This window comes from Planctomycetota bacterium (genome assembly GCA_016125255.1).
Lineage (GTDB): Bacteria > Planctomycetota > Phycisphaerae > Phycisphaerales > Zrk34 > RI-421.
Genome location: WGMD01000024.1, coordinates 38,334 through 59,242 on the forward strand (window position 1 = coordinate 38,334; position 20,909 = coordinate 59,242).

A 20,909-nucleotide genomic window follows, 5' to 3' on the forward strand; every position below is an offset into this window, starting at 1 on the left:
CATTGCAAATCAGCGGCGGCGACGAATCAGCATCACGCCCAGCAGGGCGAATCCCGCTTCAATCGCGGCGGGTGCGGGCACGACCACCGCATGCAGCGCGAAGTTGTAGGTCGTCGCGGTGGCATCGTTGGTGGTAAACGACACGTCCCCGGCGTAGATGCCCGCGACGGCGGTGTTGACGCCGACGATGAACGTCGTCGACTCGCCCGGCGCCAGCGTCGTCAGGCCGAAGCCGGCGTTGAGCGTGAACCCGGTCGGCAGGGAGAGGGAGCCGAGCGTGAGATTCGCGGCGCCGTCGTTGCGGACATTGAAAGTATGGGCGATGACATCCCCGACATTCAGCGTGCCGAAGTCGGAGCCGTCGGTGAGGGAGGCGGAATTGTCGCCGTCGGCGATCGAAGTCAGCGGCGACCCGCCGCGCACGAGGATCTGGGCCGCGGCGTCGATGGTCTGCACGAGGACGTTGTCGATGTTGAAGTCGCCGCCGGTGGCGGAGCCGGCGGTGTTGTTGTAAAACGAAATGCGGGAAAAAGTGGTCAACTCGGACTGAAACGTCAGGTTCGCATACCCGTTGTTCAGTGCGCCCGTCGTGTCGGAGATGAACAAGGCCCACTTGTCGGGACTGCTGGAGGCGGGTTGCACCAGCAGTCGGAAGTGGTACCACGTACCGGAGGAAAGAGGACTGTCGGACAGGTTGTTGAAGCCGGAGCTGCTACGCCATTGGGCAAAGCTGGTGCCGGCGGTGGTCAGGTGCATCTTCATCCCGTTGTTCGTCACGCCATCGGTGAGCTGAAAGGCGGGATTGGTGTTCGTGGCGTCGTAGAGGTAGTCGAACTCGATGCTCAGCACCTTGGATAGATCGCCGCCGGTGAGCGTGAAGTTGCGCTGAAGCGCGGGCGCGGTGCTGGTCGAGGCGTCGACGATGTTGGCGGACTGGCCGCTGACGTGATTGGTGAAGGCGGATTCGCGTGCCTCGGCGAGGATCGTCGCGCCGGAGCCGGTGCCCGCAAGGGTCCACCCGCTGATGCCGCTGTCGAAGTTGTCGCTGACGATGATCGTGGCGTGCAGCGTCGGAGCGAGCAGGAGCACCGCGATCAGGCAGCACAGGGCGGAACATTGCGGGCGGATCGGTTGGAATCGTCGCATGGGCGTTCTCTCCTTCAAGAGGGCAAAGGTGGACAGGGGGCTTTGTCGGTCTGCATCGAAGTTCATGGTCTGACCTTCTCATTCGAGGGCGTCGGGGTCGAAGCGGTATCGGCGGCGACAAGGACGCGAAGCTGATCCGTCGAGGCGGCGACGGAGAAAAGGCGGAGCGTCAACGTGCGGCGATCGGCGGAGATTTTCACCTGATCGCTGTCCAGCTCGCACCCGCGGTTCTTGGCGTCGACATACTCGACGCTGGGCAGCCCCAGCACCGCGTCCGTCGCCGCCAGACTTTCCTCCTGACAAAGAATGCCGACGATCGGCGCATCGAAATGCAGCGTCGAAGCAAGCGCGACGTCCGTCGTCGTCGCCTTGTACACGAGATAACTGCGGACATGCGTGCCCGCGGGCAGTTTGGCGTTCGCCGGCAGATCGACCGGCAGCGGACGTGTCAGCGTTACGTCGGCGCGTTCGGGAATGACAAGAATGTGCTCATCGTCGACAAGATTTGAAGCCGTGATGCGGGCGGGCAGATGATCGAGCACGCGCGATTTGTTGTCGGTCCTCGGCAGCGGGGCGGCGAAGGGTTCGAAAGTGACCCGGCCCGCCGCGACATGCGCCATCCCGCCCGCTTCCAGTTCGATCGACCCATCGGCGCTGACGACGCGCACGCGTCCCTGCCGCACGATGACGTCCGCCGCGCCGGTTTCGGACACCTGCGCGTCGAAGCGCGTGCCCAGATCGACGAGGCGCACCCCGCCGGGCAGGTCGACCGTGAATCCCCGCGCCTCCGCTCGCACGAAGGCCGAGAGCGATCCGCGCAACAGGGCCGCATGATTGACGTCGATGACGTTCAGCTCGCACGGCCCGGTCAGATCGACCACCGCGCCGCTCATGAACATGATCTGCGCCGACCCCGACCGCAGACTCACATCGCCCGCACCGATCGCCCCGCCAAGCGCCGGCTCCACCATCGTCGATGCGAACGTCGCCTCCTTCGCATCCGTCAACATCGCCAGCGACCTCGCGGGCTTTTCGTTCGTCACACGCACCGGCACGACGCGCATCGCCAAATGCAATCCGACGGCGATGACAATCACCGCGGCGACGGCGAGCCACGCTGCGGCCTGCCGCCGGAATGTCGAAGTTCGAGGCGCCGGTGGCGCGAAAGAGCAAGTCCCCCGCGCGGTGCGGTCGTCGGACATGATCTCCGTCAGCAGGACGCACATGCGGCTCAGCGCCAGCACGTTTCCCCGGGCCGTCGCATCATCGCGCAACCGCTCGCTCAGCGCCGCCGCCGCCTCGGCCCCGCCCTCGCCTTCCAGATAGCGGCACGCCAGTTCGTCGAGCGGAATGTCATGGATGGACTCACGCACCGGTCGCCTCGCCTCCCAGTCGCGCCCGCACGCAGTCGGCGAGCTTGCGATAGATGCGCGACATCGTGACGTAGAGACTCTTGGCCGGTCGATCGAGCTTCCGCGCCAGGTCCAGCCCGCTGATCCGATCGCGGTAGCGCCATTCGAGCATCTGACGCGCCTGCGGATTGAGCTGGTTCAGACAATGGCGCAGTGCTTCCAGTTCGTCCGCGTGATCGGCCGGCGTCCGGGCCGACTCGGCCTCGAGCAGGTCCAGCACATCGCTGTGCAGCGTGATCGCCTGACGCCCGAGGCGGCGAAGCGCATCGATCGCCGCATGCCGTCCCGCCACCGAGGCCCACCGGTACACATTCTCCTCCGCCTCGAACACCTCGTCGCTCTTGACGAGTTTGAGCATCAGGTCCTGGTAGATGTCCTCGGCACAGTGCATGTCGCGCGTCTGAAGGTACAGCTGCGCCAGCAGTTGCCCACGCCGACTCAGCAGCACGCGAATTGTCTGATCGCGATCCAGCGCCATGCGATACGTCTCTCCAACAATGCCTTGACGTACCAGCGGCGGGAAGGTTAACGCCGGCGACGCATTCGGGCAATAAAAAAGCGGCCGGAGGTGCGTCCGGCCGCGGGGAGACGAGCAACGATGTCACGAACATCAGCCGAACAGTTCCGTCACGGCATGGGCCTTGACCAGTTCGCGGGGCTGGTTCAGGTGGTTGTAGACGATCGTGTCGGGATCGATGCCGAAGGCGTGATAGATCGTGGCGAGCAGCTCGGCGGGGTGGACGGGGTCGGTCTTGGGGGCGGAGCCCGTCGCGTCGGATTCGCCATGCACGTACCCCCGCTTGATCCCCGCCCCGGCGATCATCGCGGTGTAACAGTACGGCCAGTGATCGCGGCCGTCGGCGGAGTTGTTGTTCCCGCTCGTGGACAAACCCTTCTGAGGCGACCGGCCGAACTCCCCGACGGCGACGACCAGCGTCTCGCTCAACAGGCCCCGCTGGTCGAGGTCGATGAGCAGACCCGACAAACCCTTGTCGAACATCGGGCCCGACTGGTTCTTCATCCGCGCCGTCAGCGCGGTGTGCTGGTCCCACGAATGATTGTCCGAGTTCGCCACCTTCGGCCAGATCACCTCGACGACGCGCGTCCCCGCCTCGACAAGCCGACGGGCCAGCAGGCAGCTCTGCCCGAACGTGTTGCGACCATACAGATCGCGCACGGCGTCCGGCTCGCGCTCGATCTCGAACGCCTCGCGCGCCTTCTGCGAGATGATCAGCTCCAGCGCCCGATCGTAATGCTCATTGATCTTCTGATCCGCCACCGCCTTCTCAATGTCCGGCATCGTCGCGGTCAAGGCATCGCGCAGTTTCGCCCGGCGCTCCAGACGCTGTGCGAACACTTCCGGACGCAGCTTCAGATCGTCAACCTTGATGTTGTCGATCTTGTTCATGTCCATGTCGTCCCCGGCCGGGTAGACGGTGTACGGATCGAACGCCTTGCCGAGGAAACCCGCCGTCCCGCCCTTGCCGACGACGTTCGATTCCTGCAGCGGGCGCGGCAGCATCACGAACGGCAGCATCGGCTGATCCGTCGGCCGCAGACGCACGACGTTCGACCCGAAATTCGGAAAGTCCTTCGGGCTCGGCGGCTCAAGCTGACCCGACGGCGAGACCTTGTCGGTCATGTACCCGGTCATCATCTGATAGATCGCCGCCGTGTGATTAAACAGCCCGTTGGGCGTGTAGCTCATCGAACGGATCAGCGTCGTCTTGTCGACGACCTTGGCGAGATTGGGCAGAATCTCCGTGAAATGCACGCCTTTGAGCGCGGTCGGAATCGTGTCGAACGCCGAGCGGACATTGTCCGGCACATCCTTCTTCGGGTCCCACAAATCCAAATGCGACGGCCCGCCCTGCAAATACACGAGAATGATGCTCTTGGCCCGGCCCCACCCCGGCCCGCCCCCGCGGCTCGCTTCCTTGGCCCATGCCTGAAACTGAAACAGCGACCCGAGCGAGAAGCCGAGCATCCCCGCCCCGCCGATGCGCATGAGGTCGCGACGGGTCGGGCGAAGATGACGATCGCAAAGGTCCTTGCCGCTGTGTCCGGGGATGATGAACATGGTCGATGCTCCAATCGCCGCGCTCGTCGGCGCGTGTGCTGCGTCAATGGTTGAAAAGGAACGCCGGGCTGTTGATCAACGCCCACGCCAGATCCTGCGCGACCGTCAGCCGCTGATGGTCCGCCTGTTCCTTGGAATACTTGAAGTCCGACCGCGCGGCGAGTAGCGACGGGTCGAGCTTGATCGGCTCCTGCGCCTTGCCGACCGCCGCGGTGAGCTTCTTGTAGGGCTCATCCTGCCCGCGATAGAAGTCGACGAGCTGCTTGACCTGCTCAGGCGTGCGTTTGCCCGCCTCGATCGCCAGAATCGGCGCGATCTTTTCCGGCGGACCGGCATGGAAGGGCTTGGCGTCCGTCGTCACCGACAGGCGGAACTTGCCCACCTGATGATCGTTGCCCTGGTAATTCTGAATCAGGCGGAACTTGAGCTTCGCCGCGTCGAGCGGGTCCTTCAATTCGAACGTCGCCGTGCGGTTCTCGCCGGTCTTCGGATGCGTCGCCCATCCGTTGTTCGCCATCGCCTTGGCGTTCCCGTCGATCGCCGTCTTGATGTCGTACCCATCCTGGCTGAAATCCGCCTGGGCGTTTTCGAGCTTGACCTTCTTGAACTTGTCCGCCGCGTCGGCGGGTGATCCGGGGGCTGCGAAAACCTCAAACTCCGTCAGCACGAAGTTGCCGTTGCCGGGGGCCCGGCCGGGGCCTTTGCTGGGCAGGCGATCGTCCGTGAGCATTTCAAGCCGCACGCCCGTGATGCCCTTGAGCCCCGTCGCCGCGATGACGTCGTACACATCCTTCTGGTTCGGCCCGGAAGCGAAGATCGCCTTGTCGCCTTCGACGCTCAGCACGGTTCCCTTCTCCGCCTTCGCCGACTCGGGCTCGATGATCTGCCACTTCGTCGCGCCCTGCCCGGATTCCCACTTGGCGATCCGATCCGATTCCGACTTCTGATATTCCTCCAGCGCCGCCTTCGCCGCGGCGATCTGTTTCGCCCGCTCGTCCTCCCGCCTGGCGATGTCCGGCGCGAACTTCTTTTCGAGGGCGTCCAGCTCGGCCGCGATCTTCGCATGGTCCGCGCTGATCCCGCCGATTTCGCCCAGCGTCGCGGCGACTTCCGCGTCCGTCGCCGGGCGATTGAGGATGCGCATGAACAGATCGTTCACCAGCTTCCGATCGTCCGGCTCCGCCGCGACAAGCTTGGCGATCGCATTGTTCGAATCCGCGATCGCATCCGCCACCGTCGGCCCGCTGACGAGCGCCATCACCGGCCCAAGCTGCAATCCGCTCGTCCGCTCGCATTCGCAGGCGCTCTCGCGGGCCGGTCGACCGAACGTATTGAGGAACCCATCGGGCAGCCCCAATTCGACATCCGGCAGCGCCGCCGCCCGCGTTCCCGCCGGGACGCCGGGAATGTTGGGCTTGGAGCCCGTGACGGCGTGCACCGTGTCGTACAACACTTCCGCTTCGAGCCGCCGGGGCCTGGCGTGCGAATAGTTGATCGTGTCGTCGTCGTTCCATTTGTTGGACCGGAACGAAAGCTGATACGTCCGCGACTTGCAGATCTCCGCGAGCATCGCCCGCATGTTGAACCCCGAGTCGATGAAGCGATGCGTCAGGTAGTCGAGCAGCGAGGGGTTGGTCGGCGGGTTGGACGCGCGGATGTCATCGATCGGCTCGATGATCCCCACACCGAACATGTAGCCCCAAAGCCGATTGACATAGCTGAGCGCGAAATAGCGATTGTCCGCCGAGGTGAGCCACGCGGCCAGCTCCTGCCGGCGCGTCATCTTGTCGTTCGTTTCATGCTTGGCCGGATAGGGAAACAGCGGGGCGGCGACGGCGCCGGTGCGCGCGTGCGTGATCTCGCCGCTGGATTTGTCGATGATCTTTTCATAAAGCGGTTTGGCGCCTTCGACGGCCGTGCCGCCGATTTTGCGATCGCCCCCGGCGGGGTCCTTTTCCAGATCGACCCGCGCGAAGTACGCCGCGGTCTCGTAATACTGGTCCTGCGTCCATCGCTCGAACGGGTGATCGTGGCACTTGTTGCAGTTGAAGCGCACCGCCAGGAACAGATGCGTCGTGTTCTCCATGATCGCATCCGGCTCGCGCAAAATCTTGTAGTACGACACCGCCGGGTTGTCCTTGTTGGACCCGTCGGCGGTGAGAATCTTGCGGACGAACTGGTCATAGGGCGTGTTGTCGGCGACTTCCTTGCGAATCCATTGGCGCAGCGCGGCCGCGCCTTCGCGCCCGAGGAACTTGCCATTGTCCTGCAGAAGGTCCGCCCACTTGTTGGTCCAATGCTCGATGAACGCGTCGGAGCCGATGAGCTTGTCGATCAGCTCATCGCGCTTGAGCCGCATGTCGCGCCCGTCGGCGAGAAACGCATCGACGTCCTCCGCACTCGGCGGCAGACCCGTCAGATCGAGCGTCACGCGGCGGATGAACTCCGCATCGCTGCACAGATCGCTGGGCTCGATCTTCATGCGCTGCCACTTGGCGGCGACCAGCTCGTCGATCTTCCCCCATGTCTGCGGCTCTTTCCAGACGAATCCGTTGCGATCGCCCATGACGGTGAGCGTCGTCGCCGCGTACGCGCCTTCGTAGCGCGCCAGCAGCGGCGCTTCACCCCGCCGGATCGCCGTGGCCACGCCGTCGCGGTCGGTCTTGGCGACGTCGGTATTGCCCGAGTCGATAAACGCTTCGTGCGTCACCTCGCGCGTCGACCCGTCGCTGTACGTCGCCACGACTTTCATCGCCTGCGCATCGCCCGCCTTGTCGACCGTCGGATTGATCGGCGTCAGGGCGATCTGCCTGACGCGCGGCACGTCGAGATGGAGCTTCGCCCCGTCGGCGATCCAGTCGCGGATCACCTTGTAATAAGGATCATCGGGCTTGAAGCGCTGCCCGCCTTCGTGCGGCACGGCTCCGGTCGCCTTGAGCAGCATGAGCGAGTCATCGGGCGAGGCGAGATTGATGCGACGGGCGGCATGATCATCCGTCAGCGCCCGCACGTCGAACAAGGCGTCGTAACCGCGCAGCGAGAGCTTGAACCCGTTCTTACCTTTGGCGGCGCCGTGACACGTCCCCTGATTGCAACCGGCGCGCGAGAGGATCGGGTTCACGTCGAGAATGAAGTCGTAATGCTTTTCGCCCTGCGAATGGGTCGCCACGCTTGCCGCATCGACCGGCGCGGGGGCGAACTTGCCGCGGATCGTCCCGCCGGTCGGGTCGATGAGGCGGATCATCCCGTCCCCGCCCGCCGCCGCGAGCGTCTTGCCGTCGGGCGAGAATGCCACGGCGTAAATCGCCGAGTCGCCCACTTCGACCTGCGCCACCGTCCGCACGCCTTCGTGCTTGTAGTCCTCGACCGCCTTCTTCTCCTCGGGCTTGCGGTCGGCGACGCGCTTGGCCATGATCGCCTTGATGTTGTCCGGCAGCGTCCCCGTGAAGTTGTAGGCATACACGAACACCTGCCCCGCGCCATCGAGCGAGCTGCCCGCCGCGATGAGCGAACCGTCCCGGCTCACCGCCACCGTGTTCACGCGCCCGCGCATTTCCGGCAGTTCGCGGATCACGTTCGCGTCGTCGCCGATGACGCGATTGGTCTGTCGGAACACGCGATAGACCTTCGGCATGCCGTCGGACCCGCCGATGACGATCTCATCGCGATGCGGGTGACGCGCCACGGCCAGGATGCCGCCCTTGAGCGCGCCGGGGGTGATCGAGGTGATGTTGTCGATGAAGCGCTGCTCGGAGAACTGGTAGAGCTTTGTCGTCATGTCGCGCCCGACGGAAATCAGATGCGACCCATCGACTGAGAACACGGTGTCCAGGGCCCAGTCGTCGTGGGCGCCGTTGAAGAAGATTTGCTTGCCGGTCTTGGCGTCGAAGGCGCGGACGCTGTGGTCGGGGCAGCCGACGGAGACGGACTGACCATCGGGGGACCAGGCGGCCCCGTAGATCGTGTCATATCCCGCCGGTGCGGAGACGAGCAGTTTGCGCTCGGCGACGTCCCAGATTTGCAGTTCGCCCATGCGTGCGGGCAGGCCGCCGGCGACGGCGAGCTTGGACCCGTCGGGGCTGAAGCGGACGCTGGTGATGCGCTGCGAGAGGCCGACGAGTCGGGCGAGGCGCTCCGAGCCGTCGGGCTTGAGGAGCAATACTTCATGAAACGCCGCGACGGCGAGCATCTGCCCGTCCGGCGAATAGTCCATCGAGGTCACGACCGGCTGGCGCGAATAGATCGGCGGGTGATCCATGTCGAACTTCGCCTTCGCATTGGCCGGCGTGTCATCGACCGCGCCTTCCTTGATCCATTTTGCGATCAGGTTGCGGTCCGCTTCCGTCAGCGGGTCGGCGTTCTTGGGCATCTCGATCTTCCCGTCGGCCGCGGGTCGGATCATCTTCAATAAGGCGCTGTCATCCGGCTTGCCCGGCACGATCGCCGCATCGCCCGAGTCGCCGCCGGCCAGCAGGCGATCGAAGGCGGTCATGACGTACTTGCCCTTGGCCTTGGCGGGCTGATGGCAGCCCATGCAATTGGCCTGAAGAATCGGGCGGATCTGCTTATGAAAGCTCACGGGCGCGTTGGGGTCGGCGGGGGCGTCGGCCCCGGCGGCGATCCCGCACACCAGGAACCCAAGCAGCGCGACGACGATCGGAACGGCGGCAATGCGTGAATGCACGATGAGAGGCCTCCGGCTGCGGGAATCAATATGTCCAACGTCAGATCAGCACCCTGATGATAGCCCCGCGATGGCACGTTGAACCACCCGGTCAGATCGTGATATTGCACCTCGGATACAGGGTTGGCTCACGACCCTCGCATCTGCCGTGACTGATTTTTCCCCATTTGACGGTTGACGCGCGTCAGCAAGCGGTCGAGCCCGTATGCAATCGCATTCCTCGACCGCTCCCTCACGGTCGCGGCTCGTTGGAGACGCGATTTGCTTTGTGAAACCGCCCTGGTCTTACATATTCAAGCAACATCCGCACAGCAAAAAAAACACGCGCGTTTCGTCGGAGGTGACGGCTACAAGCTTTCGGAGGTCTGAAGCTCGTGCCGGATGTCGAAGCTGTCCAGATAGGCGAGAGGATGCGCGGGGTCGAATCGGCGTCGGTCCATGAAGCGGTCGGGCCCGAGCGCGAGCCCCTCCGCATCGGCGTACGGCTGATCGTGATCGCCTTCGGGTTTGCTGTCGCGCCCCGGGCAGGCCACGCCGAGCGATCCGGCGGCGGCGCGATAGATGTCGGGGCGATACACGGCGCGGGCGATTTCATCGAAGGGCGTCGCGCGCGGAATCTGACCCCAGCGCGCCATCTGCGTCATGAACCACACCGCATGCGAGCGCCACGGGAACGTCGCGCCGTAGCGGAAGAACACATTGAAGTCGGGCACGGGCAGGGCGGGCGCGTCGGCGTGATACTTGAACGTGCCGGTCATCGACATGCTGACCACTTCGCCGGGCGCGCCGACATATTCGGGTTTGGCGAGCATCAGCGCGACCTCCCGTCGATGCTCGGGCTCATCGATCCATCGGGCGGCCTCGATGAGCGCGGTGACGAGGGCGATGTGCGTGCGCGGATGCCGCTGCGCCCAGTCGGCGGTGACGCCCAGCACTTTCTCGGGGCTGTTGTTCCAAAGTTCGTAGCCCGTCACAAGCACATGCCCGAGGCGATGATGCACCGCCATCTCGTTCCACGGCTCGCCGACGCAGTACCCGTCGATGAGCCCGGCGGCGAGCCGATCGCACATCTGCGGCGGGGGCACGATGACCAGCCGCACATCCCGATCGGGATCGATCCCCGCCGACGCCATCCAATAGCGAAGCTGGTAGTTGTGCCCGGAGACGGGGAAGACGGTGGCGAACGTCAGCGGTTTGCGTCCGGCCCGGCGGTCAGCTTCGATGACCCGCCGCAGAGCCAGTGCGGAGGCGGTGCGATCGGTCGCTTGGCGCGGGGCGATGTCGAGCATGCGGTCGTAGAGCGCGTTGGAGACGGTGATGGCGTTGCCGTTGAGCCCCAGACTCATGGCGGTGATCATCGGCTGGGCGATGCCGTCGATGCCGAGCGTGGCGGCGATGGGCATGCCGGCGAGCATATGCGCCGCGTCGAGGAGGCCGACGGAGACTTTGTCGCGGATGCTCGACCAGCTCGGCTCGCGGAAGAGCTTCACTTCCAGTCCCTGCCGCTCGAAGAAGCCCAGTTCCTGCGCCGCCACCAGCGCGGCGCAATCGGTGAGCGGGATGAAGCCGACGTTCAGTTGACGCGTTTCGAGTTGGGCGGGACCGGCACTCATGATCATTTCGTCGACTCCGTCGGGTGAGAGAGCAGGTCCGCCATTTCGATCACATCGCGCGCCACGTCCGCGATGCGCCGCTTGCGATCCATCGCCAGCTTCTGAAGCGTCCGGTAGGCCTGCGGCTCGGTGAGCTTCCGCTGCGACATGAGTACGCCCTTGGCCCGGTCGATGATCTTCCGATCCGCCAGCGTCGTCTGCGCTTTGGCCAGTTCGTCCTGCAACTGCTGAAACCGCTGAAAGTGCGCGATGGCCATGTCGATCACGGGTTGGACTTTGGAGATGCTCAGTCCGTGCGCCATGTAGGCCGACACGCCGGCGGCGATCGCGGCGGTGATGGTCTCGCGGTCGTCCTTGCTCGAGAACATCACAATCGGCCGGGGCGTTTCGCGGTGAATCGCGCTGACCTGTTCGAGGGTGTCGCGGCCGGGGGCGTCGACGTCGATGAGAATCACATCGGGCTTGCACTCGTTGATGCGCGTCGGCAGATAGTCGGAGGCGGGGACCTGGGCGACGACTTCGTAGCCGCTCTCCGTCAGAACGCGGGCGAGCGTCTGGGCGCGCTGGGCGTGATCGTCGACGACCATGATCTTCAATAAAGCCAAGGCGGGTCGCTCCGGTGGGCATCGCGGGGCGGTCGTTGCGCGCGGATCGCGCACCGATCGCGCCGGGAAGACCGGAGTGCAAACCTGATGCCGGGGGTGAGGATGATGCATTCGCGCGGGTGGGCATGTTGCATCGAATCAACATGCGGCGTGGCCCTGGCGGTGCGGCGGCTTGGAGGCGCGACAAGCCGTGAAGCCGGTTCATGTTCGGACCGGCGACTGCGACAAATCTGAACAATCGTCGCATCAGTGTCATGTAATTAGGCAGGCCGACGTTGCGAATTGTCCGCGTGGAAGATGCGTAGCCCGGAATCTGTCGCCCTTGTGGTGATGCAATGGGCGATTCGGACGGGACGGGGGAAGCGCCGCCGCGTGTGGCACGACCTTTGCGATACAGCCCGTCGTGCGCGGCGGTGACTCAATGCTGAGCAGCATCGCCGCGTGCGCTACAACTGCAAACATGGTGAAACCGAGCGGGTTTCGCCTGGGGACAACGGCGTCCTCTCAATGGTCAACACCAGTGAGGACGCTTTTTTCATGCACACCATTCCCCGGAGCCATACCATGCCTCGCCGCACTCGCCTCATCACCACGCTTCTCCTCGCCGCCGCCGTGCTGACAAGCTTGTTCGCCCCGGCCGCTCGCGCTCAGCAGCTCAACCTCGAAAAAGACCACCTGCGCTTCGGCTTCATCAAGCTCACCGACTGCGCCGCGATCGTCATCGCCAAGGAAAAGGGATTCTTCGCCGACGAAGGCCTTCAGGTCGAAGTCGTCGCCCAGCCCAACTGGAAGACGCTGCTGGACAACGTCATCAGCGGCGACCTGGATGGGGCGCACATGCTCAGCGGCCAGCCCCTGGCCGCCACCATCGGCTTCGGCACCAAGGCCCACATCATCACCGCCTACACCCTCGACCTCAACGGCAACGGCATCACGGTGTCCAACGCCATCTGGCGCCGCATGCAGGAAGCGGACCCGACGCTCGACACCCCGGCGCCGGCGCATCCGATCAGCGCCAAGTCGCTGCGTCCGATCGTCGATGAATATCTCGCCTCGGGCAAGAAGCTTCAGATGGGCATGGTGTTCCCCGTCTCGACGCACAACTACGAGCTCCGCTACTGGCTCGCCGCCGCCGGGATTCACCCGGGGATGTACACGAAGACCGACATCGGCGGGCGCACCGACGCACAGGTCGAGCTTTCCGTGACCCCGCCGCCGATGATGCCCGCGGTCCTGGAAGCGGGGAACATTCAGGGCTACTGCGTCGGCGAGCCGTGGAACCAGCAGGCCGTCGTCAAGAACATCGGCGTGCCGGTGACGACGAACTACGACATCTACCGCAACAAGGCCGAGAAAGTCTTCGGGGTCACCAAGGCCTGGTCCGACGAAAATCCCAACACGCACATCGCCGTCGTCAAAGCCCTGATCCGCGCCGGCAAATGGCTCGATGCGACGGACGCCGAGGGCAACTACCTCAATCGCGACGAAGCCGCCCGCATTCTCTCCAAGCCCAACTACGTCGGCGCCGACTACAACGTCATCAAAAACTCGATGACCGGCTACTTCTACTTCCAGAAGACCGACAAACGCGCGATGCCCGACTTCAATGTGTTCTTCAAGTACCACTGCACCTACCCCTGGTACTCCGACGGCATCTGGTTCCTGACGCAGATGCGCCGCTGGGGCCAGATCACCGAGCCGATGCCCGCCGACTGGTACGCCCAGACCGCCAGGGACGTCTACAAGCCCGACATCTACCTCAAGGCCGCCAAGCTGCTCCTCGACGAAGGCAAGATCGACAAGGCCGACGTGCCGTGGGAAACCGATGGCTACAAGCCGGCGACGTCGGCGTTCATCGACGGCGTCGCATACGACGGGCGCAAACCCCTCGAATACCTCGCCAAATTCAAAATCGGCAACACGAACTGACCCCCACCCGCTCGGAGGCGGGGGGGACTTAAGTCCCCCCGTCCCTTTTTCAGGATGGCGCGAACAATGAAGTACAAAATCCTCAAAGCCCTCGACCTCGCCGGGCTCAAAGTGTTCGAGCCCATCGTGCGACTCTGCTATGGCGAAGAGCCGCGCGTGCAGCTTGTCAAGATCGCCAAGTTCATCGTCGTCCCCCTCGCCGTCTTCGCCGTGTTCCTGGGCGTCTGGGCCCTCGTCGCTCCGCGTCACAAAACCAAATACGGCGAAGTGCCCACGCCCGCCGTCGTCTGGGACGCCTTCAAGGGCGTCTACACCTTCCACGTCCGCGAAAACACCAAGCAGGATGACTACAGCCGCGCCGGCCCCGATCGCGTGCACACCATCGAATCCGTCCGCAAAGACCTGGCCGCCCTCGACCCCGAAGCCGAGGCCGCCCACAAGCAGCTTGACGAAGTGAAGGCGCAGCTTGACGCATCGCTCGCCGCGCAGCTCAAGCCGCTGCAGGACAAGTATGACGTGATGAAGACCGCCGCGTTCGATGCCCGCAAGCAACGTGAAGCCGACCTCCAGTCCGCCGCCCAGTGCATCAAGCCCGATGACAAGCCGGCGCGCGAAGCGCTGCTCGCCTCGATCATCGACCACGAAAAGAAGACCGATGCCGAGCGAGCCGACCTTGATGCGCTCAAAGGCACGATCAATACGCTCATGGCCGCCAAAGCCCCGCAGCTTCTTGAAGCGCAGCAGCGGGTCAACAGCGTCGAGGAGCGCCGCATGTATCTGACGACGCGCCTTCAGCGCCTGGAAAGCGACAATCGCGAAGTCCGCCTTGCTGAAGCGCAGCAGGAACTGGACAAGGAGCGGGGCGCGTTCCTGACCGCCACCGGACCCGAGCTTCTGAACATGGGCAAGACGATTGTCCGCACCGAGCAGCGCATCGAGAAGACGAAGGCCGCCGAGCCCGCCGGACCGTGGACGTTCTTCGAGCAGATCGCCCGATCCCTCGCCTGCGTGTTCCTCGGCTTCGCCATCGCCGCATTCATCGCCATCCCCATCGGCATCCTCTGCGGCCTGAGCCCCGTCGTCATGGCGTCCATGACGCCGCTCATCTCCCTCTTCAAACCGGTGTCGCCCATCGTCTGGCTCCCGATCGTGCTCATCATCGTCGGCGGGTTCTACGCCAACCCGGATCAGGCGTGGGTTCAGCCCTCCTTCCTCGCCTCCGCGATCACCGTCGCCCTCTGCTCCCTCTGGCCCACGCTGACCAACACCGCCTTCGGCGTCGCCGCCATCGATAAGGACCACCTCAACGTCGCCCGCGTCCTGCGACTCGGGTTCTTCACGCGACTTTTCAAGATCATCATCCCCTCGGCGCTCCCCCTGATCTTCGCGGGGCTGCGCATCAGTCTGGGCGTCGGCTGGATGGTCCTCATCGCCGCCGAACTCCTCTCCTCCAGCGAAGGCATCGGCAAGTTCGTCTGGGACATGTTCAACAACGGCTCCTCGCAGACCTTCGCGCAGATGTTCGTCGTCGTCTTCTTCGTCGGCGCCATCGGCATGTTCCTCGACCGCATCATGATCGTCCTCCAGCGCCTCGTCAGCTTCGACGAAGCCCCCACCGCGATCTGATCCACGAAAGGCGTCCGTCATGGCCTACCTTGAAATGGACAATGTGAGCGTCGGGTTTGGCCCGTCGTCGAGCCGCACGACCGTGCTGCGCGAAGTCAACCTCGCCGTTCAGGAAAACGAGTTCGTCGCCATCATCGGGTTCTCCGGCTCGGGCAAAAGCACGGTCATGTCCACCCTCGCCGGCCTGATCAAGCCCGACACCGGCGCCGTCCGCCTCGACGGCAAGGTCGCCGCGGAGCCCGGCCCCGATCGCGGCATCGTCTTTCAGAATTACTCGCTGCTTCCCTGGCTTTGCGTGCATGGCAACATCGACATCGCCGTGCGGCAGGTCTACCCCAAGATGAAATCCCGCGAGCGGGCCGCCTACATTCAGCGCTACATCGACCTGGTGAATCTCACCGGGGCCGAATGGAAGAAGCCGCGCGAATTGTCCGGCGGGATGCGCCAGCGTCTCGCGCTCGCCCGCACCTTGTCCATGCAGCCGAAGGTGCTGCTCCTCGATGAACCGCTGTCCGCGCTGGACGCCCTGACCCGCGGCGTGTTGCAGGATGAAATCACGCGCCTGTGGGAGGAAGACCGGCGCACCGTCGTGATGATCACCAATGACATCGACGAAGCGCTTCTCATGGCTGACCGCATCGTGCCCCTGACGCCCGGGCCGGGCGCGCGCTTCGGGCGCGACTTCGTCGTTGATCTTCCCCGCCCGCGCGACAAGGCGAATCTCAATTTCAATCCGCGCTTCAAGCGCCTCCGCAATGACGTGACCGAGTACATGGTCGCCCTCAACGAGCGCGCCCGCTCGCTGAGGCCCGACACGAACATCCCGCTGCCCGATCTGGAGCCGATCCATATCGACGCGGCGTAGCGCAACAGGTGGTGGCAAATGTCCGACATTCCCAACAGCAATTATGACAGCCGCTATGTCGAGCTGATCAATCTCGTCAAGGAATATCCTAATCCCTACGGCGAAGCGGTCCGCGTCGTCGATCGGTTCAATCTGATCCTGCGCCGCGGCGAAGTCGCCTCCGTCATCGGCCACTCCGGCTGCGGCAAGTCGACCGTGCTGACCATGATCGCCGGGCTCAACGCCGTCACGCACGGCAACGTCGTCATCGGCGAGCGCGAAGTGGTCGGCCCCGGCCCGGACCGCGCCGTCGTGTTTCAGTCGCCTTGCCTGCTCCCATGGATGACCGCGTTCGGCAATGTCATGATCGGCGTCAAGCGCGTCTATCCGCACGCCGCGCGCGCCCAGCGCAAACAGATCGTCGAGCATTACCTGAGTCTGGTCGGTCTCGCCGATGCGATGCACAAGTACCCGCGCGAACTGTCGGGCGGGATGCAGCAGCGCGTGGGCATCGCCCGCGCGATCGCGCTCAAGCCCAAGCTGCTGCTGCTCGACGAACCCTTCGGCCGACTCGATTCGCTGACGCGCATGGAGCTTCAGGACGTCATCCTGGGCATTCTCGATCGCCAGCGCATCACGACGATGCTCATCACGCACGATGTGGACGAGGCGATGTTCATGTCGGACCGGGTCGTGATGATGACCACCGGGCCGCGCGCGACCATCGGGAAGATTCTGGCGCTGCCCTTCGATCGCCCGCGCGATCGCACGGCCGTGCTGGAGCATACCGACTACTACGACCTGCGCGGCGAGCTGATCCGGTTCCTGGAGGAGCAGGACCACGGTTCCGCCGCCGCCGAGGCGCGCCGCGCCGCCGTCGCCGCCAGCCGGGCCGACGAGGTCGCCGAGGAGCCCGCCGCCGCGGAGGTCGTCGCCGGATCATGATCGCCGCGCCGTCCAGTTCGACTTCGACGCCCGCCACGCGCCGCCGGTCGGCGGTGTGTCCCTACTGCGGCGTGGGATGCCGCATCACGGCCGAGGTCGCCGGCGATCAGATCGTCAACATCACCGCCGACAAACACGCGCTGCCCAACTACGGCATGCTCTGCCAGAAGGGCGCGATGCTCAAAAGCCCCGGCATCTGGGACGCCGGCGGACGACTCTCGTATCCGATGCTGCGCGAGCGGCGGGACGCGCCGATGCGGCGCGCGACATGGGACCAGGTCGCCGACTTCATCGCCGCGCGACTCGGCGCGATCCGAGCCGAACACGGGCGCGACGCCATCGCGTTCTACGGGTCCGGTCAGCTCGACACCGAGGCGTCCTACGTCTTCAACAAGCTTTTCAAAGGCGCGCTGGGCACGAACAACATGGACACCAACAGCCGCCTGTGCATGTCCAGCGCGGTGTCGGGCTACCTTCAGTCGTTCGGATGCGACGGCCCGCCGACGAGCTACGACGACCTGTTCCACGCCGACGTGTATCTCGTCGCCGGTGCGAACATGGCGGTCAATCATCCCGTGCTCTTTAACATGATGCGCAAGCGACGCGCCAAACATCCGCACGTCCGCATGATCGTCCTCGATCCGCGCAGGACGCCGACCGCTGACGCGGCGGACATTCACCTCCCGCTCGCCCCCGGCAGCGATGTGGCCTTCCTTCATCTGATCAGTCGGCGGCTGCTCGATCTGGGCCGCGCCGATGATCGCTACATCGAGGCGCATACCGAAGGGTTCACGGCGTATCGCGAGCATCTTTTGTCGCTGGATGAGGCGGCGTTGATAAACGCCTGCGATGTTGATCCGGCTCTGATCGAGCGGACCGTGGAACTGCTCGGCGCGTCGGAGCGGCTGTTGAGTCTGTATTGTCAGGGGTTCAATCAGTCGGTGCGCGGCGTGGACAAGAACACGGCGCTGATCAATCTGCATTTGCAGCTCGGCGCGATCGGCAAGCCGGGCGCCGGGCCGTTCTCATTGACGGGGCAGCCCAATGCGATGGGCGGGCGCGAGGTCGGTTACTTGTGCCACCAGCTTCCGGGCTATCGGTTCGTGACGGATGCGTCGCATCGCGCGGCGGTGGAGCGGCACTGGGGGCTCGCGCCCGATTCGATTTCGCCGGAGCCGGGGCTTTCGGCCGTGCCGATGTTCGAGGCGATCGCGCGGGGCCAGGTCAGAGCGATCTGGACCGCGTGCACGAATCCGGTCGTGTCGATGCCCGATGCGGCGCAGGTCCGCCGCGCCCTTGAAACCGCGGAACTGGTGATTCATCAGGACTGCTATCACCCGACGGAGACGGGGCGATTCGCGGATGTGCTGCTCCCGGCGGCGCAGTGGGGCGAGAAGACGGGGACGATGACCAACTCCGAGCGCCTCGTGGCGCGGAGCCAGAAGCTCTTTGAAGCGCCGGGCATCGCGATGCCCGATTGGTGGATCGCGGCGCGAATCGGTCGCGCGATGGGCTTCGCGGGTTTTGATTTTGTGACGAGCGAACAGGTGTGGGACGAATATCGGCAGCTCACCGCGGGGACATGGTGCGATCAGGCGGGGATGACCAATGCGCGTCTGGCCGCCGGTCCGCTGCGCTGGCCGTGCCCGGACGCCGATCATCCGGGAACGGTGCGGCGGTATGAGGATGGTGTCTTTCCGACGCCGTCGGGCCGGGCGCGCTTCGTAACCGCGCCCGCCGCCGGCGCGGATGAACTGCCCGATGCGGAATATCCCCTGGTGCTCACGACCGGCCGCATCGCCGGTCAGTGGCACACGCGCACGCGCACCGGCAAAGTGCCCGAACTGATGCGCGAGGATGCGGAGGCGTTCGTGGAGATTCATCCCGATGATGCCAGGACGCTCGACCTGCGCGACGGGCAGGTCGCCCGGCTCGTCGGTCGGCGCGGCAGGGCGATCGCGCGGGCGCGGCTCACACGGGCGATTCGGCGGGGCGTGGTCTTCGCCACGTTCCACTTCGGCGAGCCCGACACGAACATCAACGACCTGACCAATCCGGCGTTCGACCCGATGTCCAAACAGCCGGAGCTCAAGTATTGCGCGGTGCGCGTCGAGGCGATCGCGGTCGAGGCGGCCGCGCCGGCGAGGGGCGATTCACGGGAACCGATCTCGGCGGAGGCGATGCATGACGAATGACCCGGCATTTTCCGATGAGCAGCGCCATTATCTGGAGGGCCTCCTGTCCGGCGCGAACGCGGCGCGGGCGCTGCGCGGCTTGCCGACGCTCAGTCGGGCGATGGCGGGACTGGCGGGTGCGGCGCAGACGCCGGTCGCGCTGACGGCCAGCGCGGTCAGCGGGCCGGACGCGATGGCGCGGCAGGCGCAGGACAAAGTCATCGCCGGGGGCGGAAAACTCTGCAAGGAGGAGAAGGCCAAGCGGGAGAAGAATGCGCTGGACCTGTGGGACGAGATGGCGGACCGCGCGGCGGCGGGGGCGTTTCCCAAGGGGACGGACGTGTTCTTGATGAAGTACCACGGTCTTTTCCATGTCGCGCCGGCGCAGAATGCGTACATGTGCCGATTGCGCTTGCCGGGGGGCGTGGTCAGCGCGCATCAGTTCCGCGGCATCGCGGACCTGGCGGAGAAATACGGCGGGGGGTATGCGCATGTGACGACGCGGGCGAATTTGCAGATTCGCGAGATCGGGCCGGGCGATCCGCTGCATGTTTACGACGGACTGGTCGATCTGGGCGTGATCATCCGCGGATCGGGGGCGGACAATATCCGCAACGTCACCGCGTCGCCCACCGCCGGGATCGATCGGGGGGAGCTGATCGACACGCTGCCGCTGGCGAAGGCGATGCATCATTACATACTCAATCACCGGGAGATGTACGGCCTGCCGCGCAAGTTCAACATCGCCTTCGACGGCGGCGGGGCGGTGTCGCCGCTCGCCGACACGAACGATATCGGGTTCACGGCGGTGCGCATCGACGCGTCCGATGCGAGCGCGGCATTGCCGGCGGGCGTTTACATGCGGCTCGAACTCGGGGGCATCACGGGACATAAAGACTTCGCCCGCGATACGGGCGTGATCCTCCGACCCGATCAGTGCGTCAAAGTCGCGGCCGCGGTGGTGCGCGTGTTCGTCCGCACCGGCGATCGCACCGACCGCAACAAGGCCCGGCTCAAGTACGTGCTCGACGCCTGGGGCTTCGACAAGTTCATGGCGGAAGTCGAGAAGGAGTACGGCTCGCAACTACCGCGACTCGAACTCGAAAAGTGTGAATCGCGCGGGCCGGTCGATCCGATGGGACACATCGGCGTACATCCGCAGAAGCAGGACGGACTCAACTACATCGGCGTCGTCGTGCCGGTCGGACGGCTGACCTGCCGGCAGATGCACGGACTGGCCCACATCGCCGACGAGTTCGGCTCGGGTGTGATTCGGCTGACGGTATGGCAGAATCTGCTCATCAGCGATGTGCCCGATGCGCATGTCGCGGCGGTCAAGGGGCGGCTCAAGGCGCTGGGGCTCGATGACGCCGCCACGAATGTCCGCGCGGGGCTGGTCGCATGCACCGGCAACACCGGATGCAAATTCGCCGCTTCGGACACCAAGACCCACGCCGGCGTCATCGCCGACTATCTCGACGCGACGCTCCAGCTCGATCACCCCATCAATATCCACCTGACCGGGTGTCACCACAGCTGCGCGCAGCACTACATCGGCGACATCGGCCTGCTGGCGTCGAAAGTCGCGCGCGGCGAAGAGATGATCGAGGCGTATCACATCCACATCGGCGGCGGCTACGGCAGAGAGCAGCACATCGGCCGCGAAATCTACCGCGATGTCTGCGCCGACGAGGCCCCGGCGGTGATCGAGCGCATGCTCGTCGGCTATCAGCAGCACCGTTCGGACGAGCGCGAGACGTTCAGCATGTTCACGCGGCGGCATGAGCTTGACGAGCTTCGCCGCCTCTTTGACGCGGCCGATCAACTGGCCGCCTCATGAAGGGACCGATC

Annotated in this window: 13 protein-coding genes; 6 read left to right on the forward strand and 7 right to left on the reverse strand. The window is 64.9% G+C overall.

Going from position 1 to position 20,909, the window contains the following annotated elements; translation table 11 throughout:
* Nucleotides 1–9: 9 nt before the first annotated feature.
* The 7 genes from GC162_16635 to GC162_16665 form a co-directional block, all read right to left on the reverse strand.
* Nucleotides 10–1,212, reverse strand: a complete 1,203-nt coding sequence (locus GC162_16635) for a choice-of-anchor D domain-containing protein (protein MBI1370263.1) — start codon at nucleotides 1,210–1,212, stop codon at nucleotides 10–12.
* The gene (locus tag GC162_16640; GenBank protein MBI1370264.1) at nucleotides 1,209–2,519 is read right to left on the reverse strand and encodes a hypothetical protein; all 1,311 of its coding nucleotides are present in this window, start codon (nucleotides 2,517–2,519) and stop codon (nucleotides 1,209–1,211) included. Before GC162_16640 ends, GC162_16635 begins: the two co-directional genes overlap by 4 nt.
* The gene (locus tag GC162_16645) at nucleotides 2,512–3,036 is read right to left on the reverse strand and encodes a sigma-70 family RNA polymerase sigma factor (GenBank protein MBI1370265.1); all 525 of its coding nucleotides are present in this window, start codon (nucleotides 3,034–3,036) and stop codon (nucleotides 2,512–2,514) included. The genes GC162_16640 and GC162_16645 overlap by 8 nt, the downstream gene beginning before the upstream one ends.
* Nucleotides 3,037–3,168: 132 nt before the next feature.
* Nucleotides 3,169–4,638 carry a DUF1501 domain-containing protein gene (locus GC162_16650; GenBank protein ID MBI1370266.1) on the reverse strand — a complete coding sequence of 490 codons (1,470 nt, stop codon included), beginning with the start codon at nucleotides 4,636–4,638 and terminating at the stop codon, nucleotides 3,169–3,171.
* Nucleotides 4,639–4,681: 43 nt separating this feature from the next.
* The gene (locus GC162_16655; protein MBI1370267.1) at nucleotides 4,682–9,322 is read right to left on the reverse strand and encodes a DUF1549 domain-containing protein; all 4,641 of its coding nucleotides are present in this window, start codon (nucleotides 9,320–9,322) and stop codon (nucleotides 4,682–4,684) included.
* A gap of 347 nt (nucleotides 9,323–9,669) precedes the next feature.
* A complete protein-coding gene (locus GC162_16660; protein ID MBI1370268.1) occupies nucleotides 9,670–10,941 on the reverse strand; it encodes a nitrate ABC transporter substrate-binding protein in 1,272 nt (423 codons plus the stop codon).
* Entirely contained in the window at nucleotides 10,938–11,651 is a 714-nt protein-coding gene (locus tag GC162_16665; protein MBI1370269.1) for an ANTAR domain-containing protein, read from the reverse strand. Before GC162_16665 ends, GC162_16660 begins: the two co-directional genes overlap by 4 nt.
* Nucleotides 11,652–12,104: 453 nt before the next feature.
* Here GC162_16665 and GC162_16670 point away from each other — a divergent pair, with 453 nt between their 5' ends.
* From GC162_16670 to GC162_16695, 6 genes are all read left to right on the forward strand, one after another.
* Nucleotides 12,105–13,469 carry a nitrate ABC transporter substrate-binding protein gene (locus GC162_16670; protein MBI1370270.1) on the forward strand — a complete coding sequence of 455 codons (1,365 nt, stop codon included), beginning with the start codon at nucleotides 12,105–12,107 and terminating at the stop codon, nucleotides 13,467–13,469.
* A gap of 66 nt (nucleotides 13,470–13,535) precedes the next feature.
* Nucleotides 13,536–15,095: an ABC transporter permease subunit gene (locus GC162_16675; GenBank protein ID MBI1370271.1), complete on the forward strand. Its 1,560-nt coding sequence runs from the start codon at nucleotides 13,536–13,538 to the stop codon at nucleotides 15,093–15,095.
* A gap of 19 nt (nucleotides 15,096–15,114) precedes the next feature.
* Entirely contained in the window at nucleotides 15,115–15,960 is an 846-nt protein-coding gene (locus GC162_16680; GenBank protein MBI1370272.1) for an ATP-binding cassette domain-containing protein, read from the forward strand.
* A gap of 18 nt (nucleotides 15,961–15,978) precedes the next feature.
* Complete coding sequence (locus tag GC162_16685; protein MBI1370273.1) at nucleotides 15,979–16,884, forward strand: ATP-binding cassette domain-containing protein; 906 nt, start codon at nucleotides 15,979–15,981, stop codon at nucleotides 16,882–16,884.
* A complete protein-coding gene (locus GC162_16690) occupies nucleotides 16,881–19,079 on the forward strand; it encodes a molybdopterin-dependent oxidoreductase (GenBank protein ID MBI1370274.1) in 2,199 nt (732 codons plus the stop codon). The genes GC162_16685 and GC162_16690 overlap by 4 nt, the downstream gene beginning before the upstream one ends.
* On the forward strand, nucleotides 19,069–20,898 hold the full coding sequence (locus tag GC162_16695) for a NirA family protein (protein MBI1370275.1): 1,830 nt from the start codon (nucleotides 19,069–19,071) through the stop codon (nucleotides 20,896–20,898). The genes GC162_16690 and GC162_16695 overlap by 11 nt, the downstream gene beginning before the upstream one ends.
* Nucleotides 20,899–20,909: the final 11 nt, after the last annotated feature.